This window comes from Nocardia sp. NPDC058058 (genome assembly GCF_042885355.1).
GTDB lineage: Bacteria > Actinomycetota > Actinomycetes > Mycobacteriales > Mycobacteriaceae > Nocardia.
Genome location: NZ_JBHVSA010000002.1, coordinates 183,408 through 199,328 on the forward strand (window position 1 = coordinate 183,408; position 15,921 = coordinate 199,328).

The 15,921-nt window shown below is 66.4% G+C and carries 14 protein-coding genes and 1 riboswitch; of the genes, 7 read left to right on the forward strand and 7 right to left on the reverse strand.

Annotated features, from left to right (window positions below):
* Nucleotides 1-152: 152 nt before the first annotated feature.
* The gene (locus tag ACFVUS_RS16010; protein ID WP_387766097.1) at nucleotides 153-1,370 is read right to left on the reverse strand and encodes an NADP-dependent isocitrate dehydrogenase; all 1,218 of its coding nucleotides are present in this window, start codon (nucleotides 1,368-1,370) and stop codon (nucleotides 153-155) included.
* Nucleotides 1,371-1,678: 308 nt separating this feature from the next.
* Nucleotides 1,679-3,172: an MFS transporter gene (locus ACFVUS_RS16015; RefSeq protein WP_387766100.1), complete on the reverse strand. Its 1,494-nt coding sequence runs from the start codon at nucleotides 3,170-3,172 to the stop codon at nucleotides 1,679-1,681.
* A 137-nt stretch (nucleotides 3,173-3,309) separates the two neighbouring features.
* On the opposite strand from ACFVUS_RS16015, the gene ACFVUS_RS16020 reads away from it, so the two are divergent.
* From ACFVUS_RS16020 to ACFVUS_RS16035, 4 genes are all read left to right on the forward strand, one after another.
* Nucleotides 3,310-4,029, forward strand: a complete 720-nt coding sequence (locus ACFVUS_RS16020; protein WP_387766103.1) for a TetR/AcrR family transcriptional regulator — start codon at nucleotides 3,310-3,312, stop codon at nucleotides 4,027-4,029.
* A 12-nt stretch (nucleotides 4,030-4,041) separates the two neighbouring features.
* Nucleotides 4,042-4,152, forward strand: a riboswitch (SAM riboswitch).
* Between the two features lie 95 nt (nucleotides 4,153-4,247).
* Nucleotides 4,248-5,597 carry a bifunctional o-acetylhomoserine/o-acetylserine sulfhydrylase gene (locus ACFVUS_RS16025; protein WP_387766106.1) on the forward strand — a complete coding sequence of 450 codons (1,350 nt, stop codon included), beginning with the start codon at nucleotides 4,248-4,250 and terminating at the stop codon, nucleotides 5,595-5,597.
* On the forward strand, nucleotides 5,594-6,748 hold the full coding sequence (locus tag ACFVUS_RS16030) for a homoserine O-acetyltransferase (RefSeq protein ID WP_387766109.1): 1,155 nt from the start codon (nucleotides 5,594-5,596) through the stop codon (nucleotides 6,746-6,748). The genes ACFVUS_RS16025 and ACFVUS_RS16030 overlap by 4 nt, the downstream gene beginning before the upstream one ends.
* A gap of 189 nt (nucleotides 6,749-6,937) precedes the next feature.
* A complete protein-coding gene (locus tag ACFVUS_RS16035; protein ID WP_364646027.1) occupies nucleotides 6,938-7,099 on the forward strand; it encodes a hypothetical protein in 162 nt (53 codons plus the stop codon).
* A gap of 74 nt (nucleotides 7,100-7,173) precedes the next feature.
* Here the strand turns inward: ACFVUS_RS16035 and ACFVUS_RS16040 are convergent, their stop codons facing one another.
* Both ACFVUS_RS16040 and ACFVUS_RS16045 read right to left on the reverse strand, forming a co-directional pair.
* The gene (locus ACFVUS_RS16040; protein ID WP_387769897.1) at nucleotides 7,174-7,419 is read right to left on the reverse strand and encodes a DUF3017 domain-containing protein; all 246 of its coding nucleotides are present in this window, start codon (nucleotides 7,417-7,419) and stop codon (nucleotides 7,174-7,176) included.
* 81 nt (nucleotides 7,420-7,500) lie between these two features.
* Complete coding sequence (locus ACFVUS_RS16045; RefSeq protein ID WP_387766113.1) at nucleotides 7,501-8,367, reverse strand: hypothetical protein; 867 nt, start codon at nucleotides 8,365-8,367, stop codon at nucleotides 7,501-7,503.
* Between the two features lie 97 nt (nucleotides 8,368-8,464).
* On the opposite strand from ACFVUS_RS16045, the gene ACFVUS_RS16050 reads away from it, so the two are divergent.
* Together ACFVUS_RS16050 and ACFVUS_RS16055 are read left to right on the forward strand one after the other, a co-directional pair.
* Entirely contained in the window at nucleotides 8,465-8,941 is a 477-nt protein-coding gene (locus tag ACFVUS_RS16050; protein ID WP_387766116.1) for a tRNA (cytidine(34)-2'-O)-methyltransferase, read from the forward strand.
* Nucleotides 8,942-9,074: 133 nt separating this feature from the next.
* Nucleotides 9,075-9,686 carry a Uma2 family endonuclease gene (locus ACFVUS_RS16055; protein ID WP_387769900.1) on the forward strand — a complete coding sequence of 204 codons (612 nt, stop codon included), beginning with the start codon at nucleotides 9,075-9,077 and terminating at the stop codon, nucleotides 9,684-9,686.
* Nucleotides 9,687-9,816: 130 nt separating this feature from the next.
* Here ACFVUS_RS16055 and ACFVUS_RS16060 read toward each other — a convergent pair whose 3' ends face one another.
* Nucleotides 9,817-10,209 carry a RidA family protein gene (locus ACFVUS_RS16060; protein ID WP_387766119.1) on the reverse strand — a complete coding sequence of 131 codons (393 nt, stop codon included), beginning with the start codon at nucleotides 10,207-10,209 and terminating at the stop codon, nucleotides 9,817-9,819.
* 77 nt (nucleotides 10,210-10,286) lie between these two features.
* A complete protein-coding gene (locus ACFVUS_RS16065) occupies nucleotides 10,287-13,724 on the reverse strand; it encodes an error-prone DNA polymerase (RefSeq protein WP_387766122.1) in 3,438 nt (1,145 codons plus the stop codon).
* A gap of 192 nt (nucleotides 13,725-13,916) precedes the next feature.
* On the opposite strand from ACFVUS_RS16065, the gene ACFVUS_RS16070 reads away from it, so the two are divergent.
* A complete protein-coding gene (locus ACFVUS_RS16070) occupies nucleotides 13,917-14,888 on the forward strand; it encodes an SDR family NAD(P)-dependent oxidoreductase (RefSeq protein ID WP_387766125.1) in 972 nt (323 codons plus the stop codon).
* Between the two features lie 29 nt (nucleotides 14,889-14,917).
* On the opposite strand, the gene ACFVUS_RS16075 is transcribed toward ACFVUS_RS16070, so the two are convergent.
* Nucleotides 14,918-15,850 carry a LysR family transcriptional regulator gene (locus tag ACFVUS_RS16075; RefSeq protein ID WP_387766128.1) on the reverse strand — a complete coding sequence of 311 codons (933 nt, stop codon included), beginning with the start codon at nucleotides 15,848-15,850 and terminating at the stop codon, nucleotides 14,918-14,920.
* Nucleotides 15,851-15,921 lie beyond the last annotated feature (71 nt).

The following is a 15,921-nucleotide window of genomic DNA, read 5'->3' on the forward strand; positions in this document are numbered from 1 at the left end:
AGGGATAGGCTCGGCCGGGACGATCGGTCCCGGCCGCCATCGGTTCGCCGCTGCGGCGCTGTTCACGTTGCATCAGCGCGAAATTCGGACGCCTGAACGTCCTGGACGCCGAAACGCCCTGTGCCCCCGAAGGTGAGACTCCGGGAGTTGAATCAACGCAGTGTGCGCGCCAGGTTGGCGTCGAGCACGCCGAGGAATTCCTCGGTGGTGAGGTAACCCTGGTCGCCGCCCACGAGCAGGGCGAGGTCCTTGGTCATCTGGCCGTCTTCGACGGTCTTGATGACTACCTCTTCGAGGGTCTGCGCGAAGCCGATCACCTCGGGGGTGTTGTCCAGCTTGCCGCGATGCGCCAGGCCACGGGTCCACGCGAAGATCGAGGCGATCGGGTTGGTGGAGGTGGGCTTGCCCTGCTGGTACTGGCGGTAGTGCCGGGTGACCGTGCCGTGCGCGGCCTCGGCCTCACAGGTGCGGCCGTCCGGGGTGAGCAGCACCGAGGTCATCAGACCCAGCGAGCCGAAACCCTGTGCGACGGTGTCGGACTGGACGTCGCCGTCGTAGTTCTTGCAGGCCCAGACGTAGCCGCCCTCCCACTTGAGCGCGGAGGCGACCATATCGTCGATCAGGCGGTGTTCGTAGGTGAGGCCCGCCGCGTCGAATTCCTTCTTGAATTCGGTCTGGTAGATGTCCTCGAAGGTGTCCTTGAACATGCCGTCGTAGGCCTTGAGAATGGTGTTCTTCGTGGAGAGGTACACCGGGTAGTTCTGCTGCAGGCCGTAATTCAGCGAGGCACGCGCGAAATCGCGGATGGACTCCTGGAAGTTGTACATGCCCATGATCACGCCGCCGTCTTCCGGCATGCGCACGACCTCGTGCTGGATCGGCTCGGAGCCGTCCTCCGGCGTGAAGGTCAGGGTGACCGTGCCCGCCTGATGCACCTTGAAATCGGTGGCGCGGTACTGATCACCGAAGGCATGGCGGCCGATGATGATCGGCTTGGTCCAACCCGGAACCAGACGCGGCACATTCGAGATGATGATCGGCGCGCGGAAAATGGTGCCGCCCAAGATATTGCGGATGGTGCCGTTCGGCGACCGCCACATCTTCTTGAGATCGAATTCCTTCACCCGGGCCTCGTCCGGAGTGATGGTCGCGCACTTGACGCCGACGCCGTGCTTCTTGATGGCGTTCGCCGCGTCGACGGTGACCTGATCATCGGTCTTGTCGCGGTATTCGATGCCGAGGTCGTAGTACTCGAGGTTCACATCGAGGTACGGGTTGATCAGCTTGTCCTTGATGAACTGCCAGATGATCCGGGTCATCTCGTCGCCATCGAGTTCGACGACGGTCCCTTCAACCTTAATCTTGGACATTGGACTTCGTGTCCTCCTAGGAAGGTGGTGCTCCCATTGCACGGCCAGGTGAGCACGCTTGTGAGCGGGAACCCCGGCTGTTCAACAAACAACGTATATGCCCGGCGTTTTCCTCGGGACCTCTGGTACCAGGTCCGCGCGGTAGGACGCCAAACAAGACGAGCGTACTGCTGCTGCCGACCTCACCGCGCGGGCAGCCCCCGCTGTGCGGGACCCCATCCGAGTTACTCACAGGTAGCAAAGGCGTGACCCAGGGCACGAAACACCCCCGCCGCGCATAGCTCGACTGGGGTGCGAATTCGAACGGATCAGACTCCGACGTGCACGTGCTCGGAACCCTCGAGCAGATTCTCCGGCTTGTCCCGGATCATGAACGCGATGATCGGAATGGTCAGCAGGAAGAAGCCCGCGCCCGCGTAGAACGCGATGTCGTACCCGTGGATCGAGGCGCGCGCCACCACATTGTCGATGGTCGGGTGATTGCGGGCATACCGCTCGGTCGCCTGCACCGACAGCGTCATCAACAGTGCGGTGCCGATGGAACCGCCGACCTGCTGCGCCGCGTTCAACAGCGCCGAGGCCACACCGGAATCCTTGTCATCGACCTGATGCAGCGCGGTGGTCTGCATGGCCACGAACAAGCCGCCCATACCGAGCGCGATCAACAGGATCGCGGGCAGCACATGGGTGGCATAGCTGTCCCCGAGCTCGAGCTGCGCCAGGTAGAGCAGCCCGGCGGTGCCGAACAGCGCGCCGACCAACATCACCGGCCGCGGTCCGAGCTTGGGCAGCACCGCGCTGGCGATACCGGCCGAGATGACGATGCCGAGCGGGAAGGGCAGGAACGCCGCGCCCGCCTTGAGCGCCGAGTACCCGAGGGTGATCTGCAGGTAGAAGCTCAGGTTCAAGAACATGGCGAACATGGCGATCGGGGTGATGAGCGCGACCAGGAAGGACCCGCCGCGATTGATTTCACCCGGAATACGCAGTGGCAGCAGCGGATTCGCGGTACGCCGCTCGATGGCGACGAACGCGATCAGCAGCGCCACACCCACGCCCAGCAGCGACAGGGTGCTGGTCGCGCCCCAGCCGTCATCGGCCGCGCGGCTGAAGCCGTAGACCACCGAGACCAGGCCGAGCGTCGCGGTGATCGCGCCGGGCAGGTCGTACCCGCCGGTGCGCGGGGCCGGAACGTCCTTGATGACGAACGCGATGGCGCCGGCGAACGCCAGCAGCGCGATGGGGGTGTTCACCAGCAGGCACCAGCGCCAGCTGGCGTATTCGGTGAGCGCGCCGCCGACGATGAGGCCGATGGCCGCGCCGCCCGCCGAGACGCCCGCGAACACGCCGAACGCCCGCGCACGCTCCTTGGCCTCGGTGAAGGTCACCGACACCAGGGACAGTGCCGCCGGAGCCAGCAGCGCGCCGAACGCGCCCTGCAAACCGCGTCCGATGAACAGTTCCGCGGTGTTCTGTGCCAGACCGGCCAGCCCGGAGGCCGCGGCGAAGCCGATCAGGCCGATCAGGAAGATGCGGCGGCGGCCGAGGTAATCCGCGAGCCGCCCGCCGAGCAGCAGCAGGCCACCGAAGATCAGCGTGTACGCGGTGAGCACCCACTGCCGGTTGCCGTCACTGATGCCCAGGTCCTGCTGGGCGAAGGGCAGGGAGATGGTGACGATGGTCGCGTCGAGCACCACCATCAGCTGGGCCATGGCGATCACGCCCAGCGCCAGCCAGCGCTTGGAAGCGCCTGCCTGACTTGATGTTTCGTTGGGCGCGTCGATCGCGGTCCCAGTGGTCATGCCGTCTCCTCGGGAGTGGTTCGAACAGCTCGCTCCATCGTGGCACCGGCCGACATTTGGCGTCAAGAGAAAAGTGTCGCAATCAGACAGTTGGCCGTTAACGTCACAATCCTGTCCGACGGCTATACAATGACGGCATGGCCGAGTCGTCGACGATCGCTGATTCCCCACAGCGGCAGCACACCCTGGAACGGCACCGCCCGGGCCTGCGCGAGCGCAAGAAGCAGCAGACCCGGACGCGAATCATCGATGTGGCGCTGCGGCTGTGCGACACACAGGGGTTCGACGCCACCACCGTGGAACAGATCGCCGATGAGGCCGATGTCTCACCGCGCACCATCAACCGCTACTTCGACAGCAAAGAGGCGATCGTCATCGCCCCCGTCGAGGACATGGGCAAGGCCCTGGCCGAACAGCTGCGCGCCCAGCCGATCACCGGCAATGAACTGCAAGCCCTGCTCGATGCCTTCCGGGCCACCGTCGAACAGGTCATCGACGGCGACAATCCCGCACCCTTCCGCTGGTTCCAGCAGATGCAGCGCATCTCACAGAACAACGCCACGGTGCGCGCGGAAAGCCTGTCCGCCGCCGACACCAAGACCCTGTCCATGACCACCGTGCTGGGCGAACGCCTGCGCATGGACCCCAATTCCATGCCGGTGCGGCTCATTTCGACCACCTGGCACGGCATCGTGCGCGTGGGCATGGAGTGCGAGTTCGACGCCGCCTCCGAATTCCCGGATTGCTCCAGCGCCGGATCGGCCCGCGAGCTCATGGACAACGTCACGGCCGCCTACAACGAGTTCATTCGCAGCTGCGCCCTCCCCGTCGCCGAGGCTATTGCGCCGCCCCGTTAGAATCTGCGCCAAGGTCAAGAGCATCAGCGCCAAGCCCCGGCTCGCTGATCGGCAACCCTCCAGCAGCGGCGGGGTGCTCCGGGTGAAGACCAGGCGCTCGAAGGCCGAGCGCAAGCGCACTGTAGGAGGACCCGAGATGTGTTGTTGTCGAAGCCAATTCGCCTTCCGATAACGTCCGCCTCCGCCGATTCCGGCGACCTTTCCACCTGGAGCACGACATGAGTGACTCGACCGCGCCCTCCGCCTCCCCCGCGAACGGCGATACGGATCCCGCCAACTGGTCCTTCGAGACCAGGCAGGTCCACTCCGGCCAAGCCCCCGACGCCGCCACCGGCGCGCGCGCCCTGCCGATCTACCAGACCACCTCGTACGCGTTCCGCGATACCGATCACGCCGCCGCGCTGTTCGGGCTCGCCGAGCCGGGCAATATCTACACACGCATCATGAACCCCACCCAGGACGTGGTGGAGCAGCGCATCGCCGCGCTGGAGGGCGGTGTGGCGGCCCTGCTGCTGGCCTCCGGGCAGGCCGCGGAGACCTACGCGATCCTGAACCTCGCGCAGGCGGGCGATCACATCGTGTCCAGCCCGCACCTGTACGGCGGCACCTACAACCTCTTCCACTACTCGCTGCCCAAGCTGGGCATCGAGGTCAGCTTCGTGGACGATCCGGATGATCTGGCGCAGTGGGAAGCGGCCGTGCGGCCCAATACCAAGGCGTTCTACGGCGAGACCGTCGCGAACCCGAGCAGCTCGATTCTGGATATCCCGGGCATCGCGGGCGTCGCGCACGCCGCCGGTGTGCCGCTGATCGTGGACAACACGGTCGCCACGCCGTACCTGATCCAGCCGCTCGCGCACGGCGCGGACATCGTGGTGCATTCGGCGACCAAGTACCTGGGCGGGCACGGTTCGGCCGTCGCGGGTGTGATCGTGGACGGCGGCACCTTCGACTGGACCGTCACCGACGCCGAGGGCAAGTCGCGGTTCCCGGGGTTCACCACCGCCGATCCCAGCTACCACGGTGTGGTCTTCGCGGATCTGGGCGCACCGGCGTACGCGCTCAAGGCGCGCGTGCAGTTGCTGCGCGATCTGGGTGCGGCCGTCGCGCCGTTCAACGCGTTCCTGATCGCCCAGGGCATCGAGACGCTGAGCCTGCGGGTGGAGCGGCACGTATCCAACGCGCAGGCGGTCGCGGAGTTCCTGGCGCAGCAGCCGGGCATCGAGAAGGTGTACTACGCGGGACTTTCCGACTCCCCCTGGTTCGAGCGTGGCAAACAGCTGGCACCCAAGGGCGTCGGCGCGATCGTGTCCTTCGAACTGGCCGGCGGTGTCGATGCGGGCAAGAAGTTCGTGGACGCTCTCGTGCTGCACAGCCATGTCGCTAACATCGGGGATGTGCGTTCGCTCGTGATTCACCCCGCCTCGACCACCCACTCCCAGCTGACGCCGCAGGAGCAGCTCGCTTCCGGCGTCACCCCAGGTCTGGTGCGGTTGGCCGTGGGCATCGAGGGAATCGACGACATTCTGGCGGATCTGCGCAACGGACTTACGGCGGCCGCGAGTTGACCGCCGATACGGATTCGAAGACCACCGTCCCGACCGCGGCGGCGCTACTACCGCCGCCGGACGGGACGCTCGCCAGCTTCTCCATCGGGGATGTGGCACTGGAGAGCGGCGCCGTCATTCCCGATGTGACGCTGGCCGTGCAACGCTGGGGCGAACTATCCCCGACCGCCGATAACGTGGTGCTCGTGGAGCACGCGCTCACCGGCGACTCGCATGTGGTCGGCCCGGCGGATGTGCATCACGACTCCGCCGGTTGGTGGGACGGGACCATCGGTCCCGGCAAGGCCGTCGACACCCGGGAATGGTGTGTCATCGCGATCAACGTGCTCGGCGGCTGTAAGGGCAGCACCGGCCCGTCCTCGCTGGCGCCGGATGGAAAAGCTTGGGGCGGAAGGTTTCCCGAGTACACCATTCGCGATCAGGTGACCGCGGAGGCGCAGTTCTTCGATCTGCTCGGCATCGACCGATTGGCCGCCGTGGTCGGCGGGTCCATGGGCGGTATGCGGGTGCTGGAGTGGATGATCGGCTATCCGGAACGGGTCGGGGCGGCACTGGTGCTCGCGGCCAGCGCCCGCGCCACCGCGGATCAGCTGGGGCAGCAGACCACGCAGATCGCCATCATCAAGTCCGATCCGGACTGGCAGGGCGGCAACTACTACGGCACCGGGCGCGCCCCGATGACCGGTATGGGACTGGCCCGCCGCATGGCGCACCTGACCTACCGCGCCGAGGCCGAACTCGACCACCGTTTCGAGAACCATGCCCAGGGTGACGAAAACCCTTGGGAGGGTGGGCGTTACGCGGTGCAGAGCTACCTCGAGTATCAGTCGGACAAGCTCATCTCGCGGTTCGATCCGGGCACCTACGTCTACCTCACCGAGGCGTTGAACCGGTACGACGTGGGTCGCGGGCGCGGCGGCGTCGAGGCGGCGTTGCAGAGTACGCCGGTGCCGGTCGTGGTCGGCGGCGTGGATTCGGATCGGCTGTATCCGCTGCGCAATCAGCAGGAGCTGGCGGATCTGCTGCCGGGCTGTAAGGGCCTGGAGATCGTGCACTCGCGCGACGGTCACGACGGCTTCCTGACCGAGACCGAGGCGGTCAGCAAGCTCATGGCGGAGACCATGGAGCTGGCGCGCGCGGCGCGCGGCTGACGGTGTGACGCACGGGACTGACGGGTCTTTACGGAATTCCCGCGGTGCAATGACCGCGGGTTCTCCCATGAGTCATACCTGTTTCGTCTGAATTATCTTGACGCACTGTCGGTTTCGCACCGATGACACCTCGGTAACCGACACGCCGATTTCGTGACTGAATCGGTGCATCGTCGTAAGGTATGCAACATGACAGCAGCCTTCGATGACATGGATCTGCGCGATCTGGTCGCGTTGCTCTCCGACGAGGAACAGCACGAATTACGTCCCGCCGTGCTGCGCGTATTACACCGTTTACCCGACCAGGAAATCCTGCGCCGCGAACTCGGCCGCCGCCTCACCCCCGCCTGACGCACCTACGACGTTCCCCGTACACAGCAATTCCCCGGAGCGTTCGCCGCTGCCGGGGAATCTTTCGTCGCGGCCTAGGTGACCCCGAGGCTGTTGATCGTCGCCGCCAACACGATGATCACACTCCCCATCACCGTCAACCACGCCACATCGAACGGCTTACTCCGCACCGCCAACACCCCCACCCGCTCGGTCGGCAGCATCAATCGGAACCCCGCCGCCAGCAAAGCCGCCCCCCCGAAGAAAAACGTCCCCCGCCGCCACCGATCCCACGCCAGAAACACCACCGCCACCACCAACACGGCACCGATCAACACCATCGGCAGATGATCACGCACGGCCTGACCGAACCGGCTGCTGGGACTCGAGGGAGCGGCATGGGCTGGACTCACGGGGCGAGTCTAACGACCCCCGCGATACCAGGGAGCAGCCTCCCAATCCCGGCGATCCCGCTCCCGGACTTCGGGCGGTACCAGGGCGTCCTCGACGCCGGTGAAACGTAGGAATTCCGCATCGAGGCAGTTGTCCCAGTCATCGGCACTGCGATGCTCCCATTCGCGGCCCCATTCGGTGTCTTCCATCCGAGCGCGATGCACAACCCTTCCCTGCCAACGGAATTCGACAAGCGTCAGCTCCGGAGACGCATCCGCCAGCGCTTCCAACCAGGGCGGATCGATGGCGGCCAGCGTATCGCCGTAGTAGCAGGGCGTGGTCGGCGTGCTCAACGCCGATTCCGTTTGTGGCGACGGCGATCTCGTCAACCCGGCACACGGGCCGATTTCCATGTCCTCGCGGCCGTTTCCGGTCCGATAGCTCCCAGATACGGTCAGCCCCCACGCACCGTCCTCATGACGCCGCCAGTCCCGCTCGGGCGCGAAGGACGGCCGCGCACCGGCCGAACTCACTCGGACCTCATCGAAACCGTAACGGCAGAAACGACCTTCGTCATCGGGATAGTGGCACGCGATGACGTCCTGGTCGCCGCCCTCGTCGTAGTGCCGCACCCATACCGCGCGATACCGCTCGGCGTTGAGCTGATCGAGAAAGTCCATCATCCCGAGACTCTTCCCGGACCCGTACTGGATGTCTGCGTAGCTCATGTCCTCCGCCACCCGGAACCAGACCGGAACCCAGTACGAACCGACACTACGGTGATCGCCGCGTGCGAAGTCGATCAGCATCGCGGCGATCCACTCCGCCTCGGAGTGCTGAATACTGTGACCGGTCTGCGCGTAGACGCGAACGAAGTCCGTGAAGATGTTCGACACGCCCACATCATGTCCGCGACCACGCGAATCAGGCGAGGCGTTTTTCCCGCACCGCGCCGGCGGCGGGCTGCGGACGGTATGGCCGCCGGGCTCTGGGATGCTGGTGGGCGTGTTTCATTTGGTGTTCTTCGAGCCTCGTATCCCGCCCAATACCGGCAATGCCATCAGGCTGGCCGCTGGGACGGGGTGTGAGCTGCACCTGATCGAGCCGCTGGGGTTCGATCTATCGGAGCCCAAGCTACGCCGGGCGGGGTTGGATTATCACGACCTCGCCTCGGTTACCGTGCACCAGAATCTCAGTGCCGCATGGGAATCCATCAAACCTGAACGGGTTTTCGCCTTCACGGCGGCCGCCACCACCCGCAATACCGATATCGCCTACCGCGACGGCGACGTACTGCTCTTCGGCCCCGAACCCACCGGCCTCCCGGAAGAGGTGCTCACCGACCCCAAGGTCACCGAGCAACTCCGCATCCCCATGCTCCCCGGCCGCCGCTCCATGAACCTCTCCAACGCCGCCGCCGTCGCGGTCTACGAAGCCTGGCGCCAACAGGGTTTCCCGGGCGCGGTGTAGTGCCATACCGCCGAGACACGCGACAATGGGGATGAAACCGTCCTAGCTGCGAAAAGCCCGGGAGGCTGCGGGTATGCCGAATTACCCTGACGACGTGGCACTTCCGTATACCCAACCTGAACTCCCGGAGCGCATGACATGGGAGGAACTCGAGCAGCTTCCCGATGAGATCGCCGAGCAGATCGAGCTTTGGGACGGACATCCGGTCTGGCTACGACGTGGCCCCAGCGAACACCAGGCCTTCACCGGCCGCCTCTGGGCCGCGCTGGAACGCAGCGCTCGCACGGAGATGTCTGCCCACCCGGAACGCTGCTGGCGAGCCAACTTCGAGACCAACGTCTTCCTCGGGAACAAGGGGAAATCCGACTTCCTCACCCCGGACTTCCTCGTCTTCCAATGCCTGGCGGCGCCCTATCAGGATGTTCGCGCCGCCGATGTGCTGCTGGTCGGCGAGATCCTGTCGCCGTCGAATACCAAGTCCAATATCGAGGCGAAGAAGGGCCGCTACGCGAATGCCGGGATTCCCTGGTACTGGGAAGTCCAGCTGGCATCAGGGAGCAGTGCAATAGACGCCATTCGGGCATACGTGCTCGAGCTCGAAACCGGTCGGCTGGCAGAGAAGGTCCGCCCGCTGCGTCCGGCCAACTACATCCTCGCGGGCGAGTGGACACACTCCGACTCCGAAGGCGTCGACTTCGAATTTCCCTTCCCCATCCGCATCCCGTGGACCGAACTCGAATACTGAGAGTCAGTCGGCGATTTCGAAGCGTTTGAAGCGGGAAGTTGTTCCGGCGGTGAGGGTTACGGCGGACTTGGGGACGCCGTAGTGGGTGGCCGGGAGATTGTCGCCCGGACCACCGTGGGCATCGGTCTCCTTACTGGACGGCTACGGCGTCGACCTCGAAGAGCATGCCGGGGAAGGCCAAAGAGGCTACGCCGGTGAGGGTTTGGGCGGGTGGGCGGTCGCCCCAGAGTTCGGCGATCTTTGTGCCCAGGATGGCGAGTTTATCGAGGTTGTGGTCGACGATGTGGGTGCGGAGTTGGGCTACGTCGGCGTAGTCGAGGCCGACCGTGCGCAGGGCTTTGCCGAGGTTTTCGAAGGCGTGGTCCACCTGGGTGGCGAAGTCCTCGGAGGTGGTGTGGCCGTGTTCGTCGGAATCGTATTGGCCCGCGATGAAGACCAGTTCGCCGCTGACGCGGGCGATATGGCTGTAGCCGAAACCGGTCGGATCGTGCAGGTCGGCGGGGTTGATGAGTTCGATGGTCACTGTCGTCTCCTTCGCTGGTGCATGCGGTAACACGAGGTTGACGATGTGGCGTTCCCGAAGCTGACATGCGTTCACCATCAGCGAAAATCGCGGGAGCGGCCTTCGATGCGCAGGTTCATGCGCTGGAGGTGATCAGCGACCACGGTGACCGCGCCTTCGGCGTTCTGCACGCGGCCGCGAATCAGCAGCGCCGGGGCGGTTTGCGCCAGGCGGCGGTAGCGCGCCCACAGGCCCACCGAGCAGACGACGTTGACCATGCCGGTCTCATCTTCCAGATTGATGAAGGTGACGCCCGCCGCGGTGGCGGGGCGCTGCCGGTGGGTGACCGCGCCGCCCACCAGAACCCTGGTGCCGTCCCGTATTCCGAGTAGTTGATCGGCGGGGATGACGCCCAGGGCGTCGAGCTGGGTGCGCAGGAATTCGGTCGGATAACTGCCTGGCGAGACGCCGGTGGCCCAGACGTCGGCGGCGGCCAGTTCGAGGGCGCTCATACCCGGCAGCGCGGGGGCGTTCACGGCCGCGCCCATGCCCGGGAGGCGGTCGGGGCGTTCACCCGCCGCCGCGCCCGCCGCCCAGAGCGCCTCGCGCCGACTCCCGCCGAGGCTGTCCAGCGCGCCCGCCGTCGCCAGCGATTCCGCCTGCGGCACAGTCAATTCCACGCGACCGGTGAGATCCAGGAAGGACGCGTAGGGCCCGATCTCGCGTGCCGTCACGATCTGCTCGGCCAATTCCGCGCCGATACCGCGCACCGAGGCCAGCCCGAGCCGGATCCGCATACCGTGCTCCTCCAGCGTCGCCTCGGCGAGGCTGTGGTTGATATCCGGCCCGTGCACCACCACCCCGTGCCGCCGGGCATCGGCCACCAGTGATTGCGGTGAGTAGAACCCCATCGGCTGGGCACGCAGCAGCCCCGCGCAGAACGCCGCCGGATGATGCAGTTTGAACCAGGAGGAGTAGAAGACCAGGGACGCGAAACTCTGCGAATGACTTTCCGGGAAGCCGAAATTCGCGAAGGCGTACACCTTCTCGTAGATGCGGTCGGCCTTCTCGCCGGTGATGCCGTGCAGCTCACGCATACCGGTGTAGAAACGTTCGCGCAGGCGTTCCATCTTCTCCGGTGAGCGTTTGGACCCCATGGCGCGGCGCAGCTGATCGGCCTCGGCGGCGGTGAATCCGGCGATATCCACGGCCATCTGCATGAGCTGTTCCTGGAACAGCGGAATGCCGAGCGTGCGTTCGAGCGAATTCTCCAGTGCCGGATGGTCATAGACGACCGCTTCGCGGCCGTTGCGTCGGCGGATGTACGGATGCACCGAACCGCCCTGAATGGGCCCGGGCCGGATCAGCGCCACCTCCACCACCAGGTCGTAGAAGTTGCGCGGTTTCAACCGCGGCAGCGTCGCCATCTGCGCGCGCGATTCCACCTGGAAGACGCCGACCGAATCGGCGCGGCACAGCATGTCGTACACCGCGGCCTCGGTCAGATCCAGTCGATGCAGTTCGACGCTCTCACCCTTGTGCTCGCGCACCAGGTCGATCATGTAGTGCAGCGCCGAGAGCATGCCGAGCCCGAGCAGATCGAATTTCACCAAACCCGCTGCGGCACAATCATCTTTATCCCATTGCAGTACGCTGCGCCCGGGCATGCGCGCCCATTCGGTCGGGCAGACATCGGCGATGGGGCGATCGCAGATCACCATGCCACCCGAGTGAATACCCAAATGCCTTGGCAGCCCCTCCAATTCACCAGCCAGCCCGAGCACGTCCGGCGGAATGTCGGTGTGCTCCTCTTCCGCGACACCGGTCCAGCGGCTCACCTGTTTACTCCAGGCATCCTGCTGCCCGGGCGCGAATCCCAAGGCGCGCGCGGCATCTCGCACCGCCGACCGGCCGCGGTAGGTGATCACATTGGCGACCTGCGCCGCGTACTCACGCCCATATTTGGCGTAGACGTGCTGGATCGCCTCCTCGCGCCGGTCCGATTCGATATCGACGTCGATATCGGGCGGCCCGTCCCGCTCCGGGGCCAGGAAGCGTTCGAACAGCAGCTTATTGGCGACCGGATCCACATTGGTGATGCCGATGGCGTAGCAGACGGCGGAATTCGCGGCCGATCCCCGCCCCTGACAGAGGATGTCATTGGTGTGGCAGAAGTCGACGATATCGTGCACCACCAGGAAGTAGCCCGGAAACTTCAGTTGCGCGATCACTTCCAGCTCGTGGTCGAGCTGCTGATACGCCTTCGGATTGCTCGCGCGCGGCCCGTAGCGGCGGCCCGCGCCCCGCATGGTGAGCTCGCGCAGCCAGGAGTCCTCATCATGACCTTCGGGCACATCGAACGGCGGCAACTGCGGTGCGATCAGGCGCAGATCGAAGGCGCATTCCCGGGCCAGCGCAACGGCATTGGCGACCGCGCGCGGATGATCGGCGAACAGGCGCGCCATCTCCGCCCCGGAGCGCAGATGCGCACCGCCGGTGGGCGGCAGCCAGCCCGCCATCTCGTCCAGCGAGGACCGGGCGCGAATGGCGGCCAGCGCCATGGCCCGGCGGCGCTGCGGGGGCGCGGCGAAATGCGCTCCGGTGGTTGCCAATACGGGCAGGCCGAGCCGATCCGCGAGCGCGATGAGCCGGGCATTGCGCTCATCGTCCTCCGGAATCCCGTGGTGGGTGAGCTCCACGCTCACGTGCTCGGCCCCGAAACGCTCGATCAGCTCCCGCAGCGCGCCCTCGGCGGCGGCATCGCTCCGCGTGAGCGCCTGTCGCACGGTCCCTTTCCGGCAGCCGGTGAGCACATGCCAGTGCCCGCCCGCCGCCTCGGTGAGCCGATCCAGGTCGTACCGCAGAATGCCCTTCTCCCCCGCCGCCATATGCGCCGCCGCCATCTCCCGCGACAACCGCCGATACCCTTCCTGCCCGCGCGCCAGGATCAGCAGATGCGGTCCGACCGGATCGGGCGCACCGGTGCGCGGTGCGGAATCAGCCCAAATGGATTCCCCTGCGCCGCCGCCACTTTCGCGGCCGCGGCTCGCACCGCGTTTAGCCGATGCGCCGTCGCCGCTCACGGATTCGGGATTGGCGGCCGCGCCCCGCGCACGCCGGCCACGCGGAGCCAGATGCGCCCCGGCCCGGGCGGAGGTGCCCAGCGAGAGTTCCGCGCCGAAGACGGTGGGCATACCCCATTCGCGGGCCGCTTCGGCGAAGCGCACCACGCCGTAGAAGCCGTCGTGGTCGGTCAGGGCGAGGGCTTCCAGGCCGAGGCGTACGGCCTCCTCCACGAGTTCCTCGGGCGGGCAGGCCCCGTCGAGGAAGCTGTAGGCGGAGTGGGTGTGCAGTTCGGCGTACGGGACGGTGGGCCCGGCGGTGCGGGCCAGGGTCCCGGCTTCGTATTTCTCGCGTTTGTGGGACCAGGCCGGGCTGTCGCCGCCATCGCCTTCCACGCGCCGGGCGGGATCGGGGCGGCCGGAGAGCACGCGCTCCAGCTCCGCCCAGGTAGGCGGACCGTTATGCCAGCCCACGGCCCCTCCTCACACCTCGATCACCGCCGCTGATCGAACATACATTCGATCTCTAGAGGCAGTATAGGAGACCCAACCGAACGGTCTATATAGAGCCGCCCCCGGCGTGTCCGAGACACCCGCCACCTTCTTCTGGCACCGGAACTTACTTAGGAGTAAGTTCTAGGCAATTCAACCTGCAAGGGAGCAGTGATGACCGATACCTCGGGTTACCTGGCCCGTCGGCGCGCCCGCCGCGACCTGACCGGCAAGCACATTGTCATTACCGGCGCGTCCTCGGGCATCGGCCGCTCGGCCGCCCTGGCCGTCGCCGAGAAGGGCGCAGTCGTCCTGCTATTGGCCCGGCGCGGCGATGAACTCGCCACCCTGGTCGACGAGATCAAGGCCGCGGGCGGTGAGGCGCACGGCTACCAGTGCGATGTCACCGACGCCGATTCGGTGGACGCCGCGATCACGCTCATCCTGGCCCAGCACGGCCATGTCGACATGCTGGTCAACAATGCGGGCCGGTCCATCCGCCGCGCCGTGCACCGGTCCACCGACCGCATGCACGATTTCGAACGGACCATGGCGGTCAACTACTTCGGCGCGGTGCGCATGACGCTGGCGCTGCTGCCGCAGATGCGCGAGCGCAAGTTCGGGCACATCGTGAACATCTCCAGCGCGGGCGTGCAGGTGGCCACGCCACGCTTCGCCGCCTACCTCGCCAGCAAGGCGGCGCTGGACAAGTTCGCGGAGGTGACCGCGGCCGAAATGCTCGCGGACAACATCACTTTCACCACCATCCACATGCCGCTGGTGCGCACGCCGATGATCACCCCGAGCGGCGATCAGGGCACCCCCACCCAATCACCCGAGTGGGCGGCGGCGACCATCGTGCGCGCGCTCAGCGAACGACCGCGCCGCATCGACGTCCCGCTGGGCACACTCGCCGAATACGGCAATCTGGTCGCGCCCGCGATCAAGGAGCGCGCACTGCACCGGTACTACCGCGCGATCCCGGACTCCCCCGCGGCCAAGGGCGAAACGGTCACCGAACCCGAGACGGTCGAGGTGGATATCGTTGTGCCGCAACGCCGCCGCCGCACGGTTCCGCCCGCCATCCGGGTGACCGGAACGGCGCTGCGCCGAGCCGCGCGACTGGTGCCCGGCACACACTGGTAACCACCGGCACCGCGATCCATCCGAAAGCGTCAGCAGGCGGCCATTTCCGCTCCCCGCGGTCGGCGGCAGTCTCCCCGGCTGGTGGCCAGCGCCGCCTCGCTGAACGCTCGGATGCGGGCATTCTCGCGGGATTCGCGCCAGACCAGCCTGCCCCGCAGCGGTGGCGCGTCGTCGATGGGCAGATAGGCGACGCGGGGGTAGGCGCGATAGCAGGAGCCCTCGTCACCCACCACGAACGCCCCCGCACCACCCCCGACCAGGCTGATCGCCTCCTGAAATGTGCTGGCGGACCTGTCATGCCGGATCGGCCTGCCATCGGGTGTGCGGGTCGGCGTCCGATCGGCGGCGATCGCCGACGGCGTCGAATCGGGCGCGCCGATCAACGTGATATCGGCCAGATCGTTCAGCGATACCGAATCGCGCGCGGCCAGCGGGTGCGCGCGCGGTACGGCGAGCAGCCGGGGCAGGGTCCGCAGTACCGGTCCGGCGGTGAGCCCCGTCTCGGCCACGGGATGACATACCAGCACCATCTGGACCAGATCGGCGTGCAGCGCCGCCTCCCCCTCGTAGAGCGGCAACTCCCGAATCCGCACCTCCACACCCGGATTCGCGGCTTTGAACCGGTCCGCGGCCTCCATCAGGAAGACGCCCGCGCCCGCACTGCCGAAGCCGACCTCGAGCACACCGGGCAGACCCCGGCCCGCGCTGGTGGCGCGCTCGATCGCCCGCTGGATCAGATCGTGTCCCGGGCGCAGATCATCCAATAGCTGTTTGCCGACCGGCGTCAACTCGACCCGGCGACTGGTGCGCTCGAAAAGCGGTGCGCCGAACCGTCGTTCCAGCGCCTGAATCGTCTGACTGACCCGCCCGGTCGAAACCCGCAGCCGCTGTGCGGTTCTGCCGAAGTGCAGCTCATCGGCCAACGCCAGAAAGGCCTCTATCTCGTACCGTTCCATCGCCATAACTACCACGTGAAAGCGGATTTTGTTCCGCGCCGAGCGGTGGTCGGATCGTTCACTCCGGCTAAAGGCCG

What these genes read in the sequence shown, in the direction of transcription:
- ACFVUS_RS16010 (WP_387766097.1), bottom strand. Translation starts at nt 1,370, where the DNA reads ATGTCCAAGATTAAGGTTGAAGGGACCGTCGTCGAACTCGATGGCGAC.
- ACFVUS_RS16015 (WP_387766100.1), bottom strand. Translation starts at nt 3,172, where the DNA reads ATGACCACTGGGACCGCGATCGACGCGCCCAACGAAACATCAAGTCAG.
- ACFVUS_RS16020 (WP_387766103.1), top strand. Translation starts at nt 3,310, where the DNA reads ATGGCCGAGTCGTCGACGATCGCTGATTCCCCACAGCGGCAGCACACC.
- ACFVUS_RS16025 (WP_387766106.1), top strand. Translation starts at nt 4,248, where the DNA reads ATGAGTGACTCGACCGCGCCCTCCGCCTCCCCCGCGAACGGCGATACG.
- ACFVUS_RS16035 (WP_364646027.1), top strand. Translation starts at nt 6,938, where the DNA reads ATGACAGCAGCCTTCGATGACATGGATCTGCGCGATCTGGTCGCGTTG.
- ACFVUS_RS16040 (WP_387769897.1), bottom strand. Translation starts at nt 7,419, where the DNA reads ATGGTGTTGATCGGTGCCGTGTTGGTGGTGGCGGTGGTGTTTCTGGCG.
- ACFVUS_RS16050 (WP_387766116.1), top strand. Translation starts at nt 8,465, where the DNA reads ATGCTGGTGGGCGTGTTTCATTTGGTGTTCTTCGAGCCTCGTATCCCG.
- ACFVUS_RS16055 (WP_387769900.1), top strand. Translation starts at nt 9,075, where the DNA reads ATGACATGGGAGGAACTCGAGCAGCTTCCCGATGAGATCGCCGAGCAG.
- ACFVUS_RS16070 (WP_387766125.1), top strand. Translation starts at nt 13,917, where the DNA reads ATGACCGATACCTCGGGTTACCTGGCCCGTCGGCGCGCCCGCCGCGAC.
- ACFVUS_RS16075 (WP_387766128.1), bottom strand. Translation starts at nt 15,850, where the DNA reads ATGGCGATGGAACGGTACGAGATAGAGGCCTTTCTGGCGTTGGCCGAT.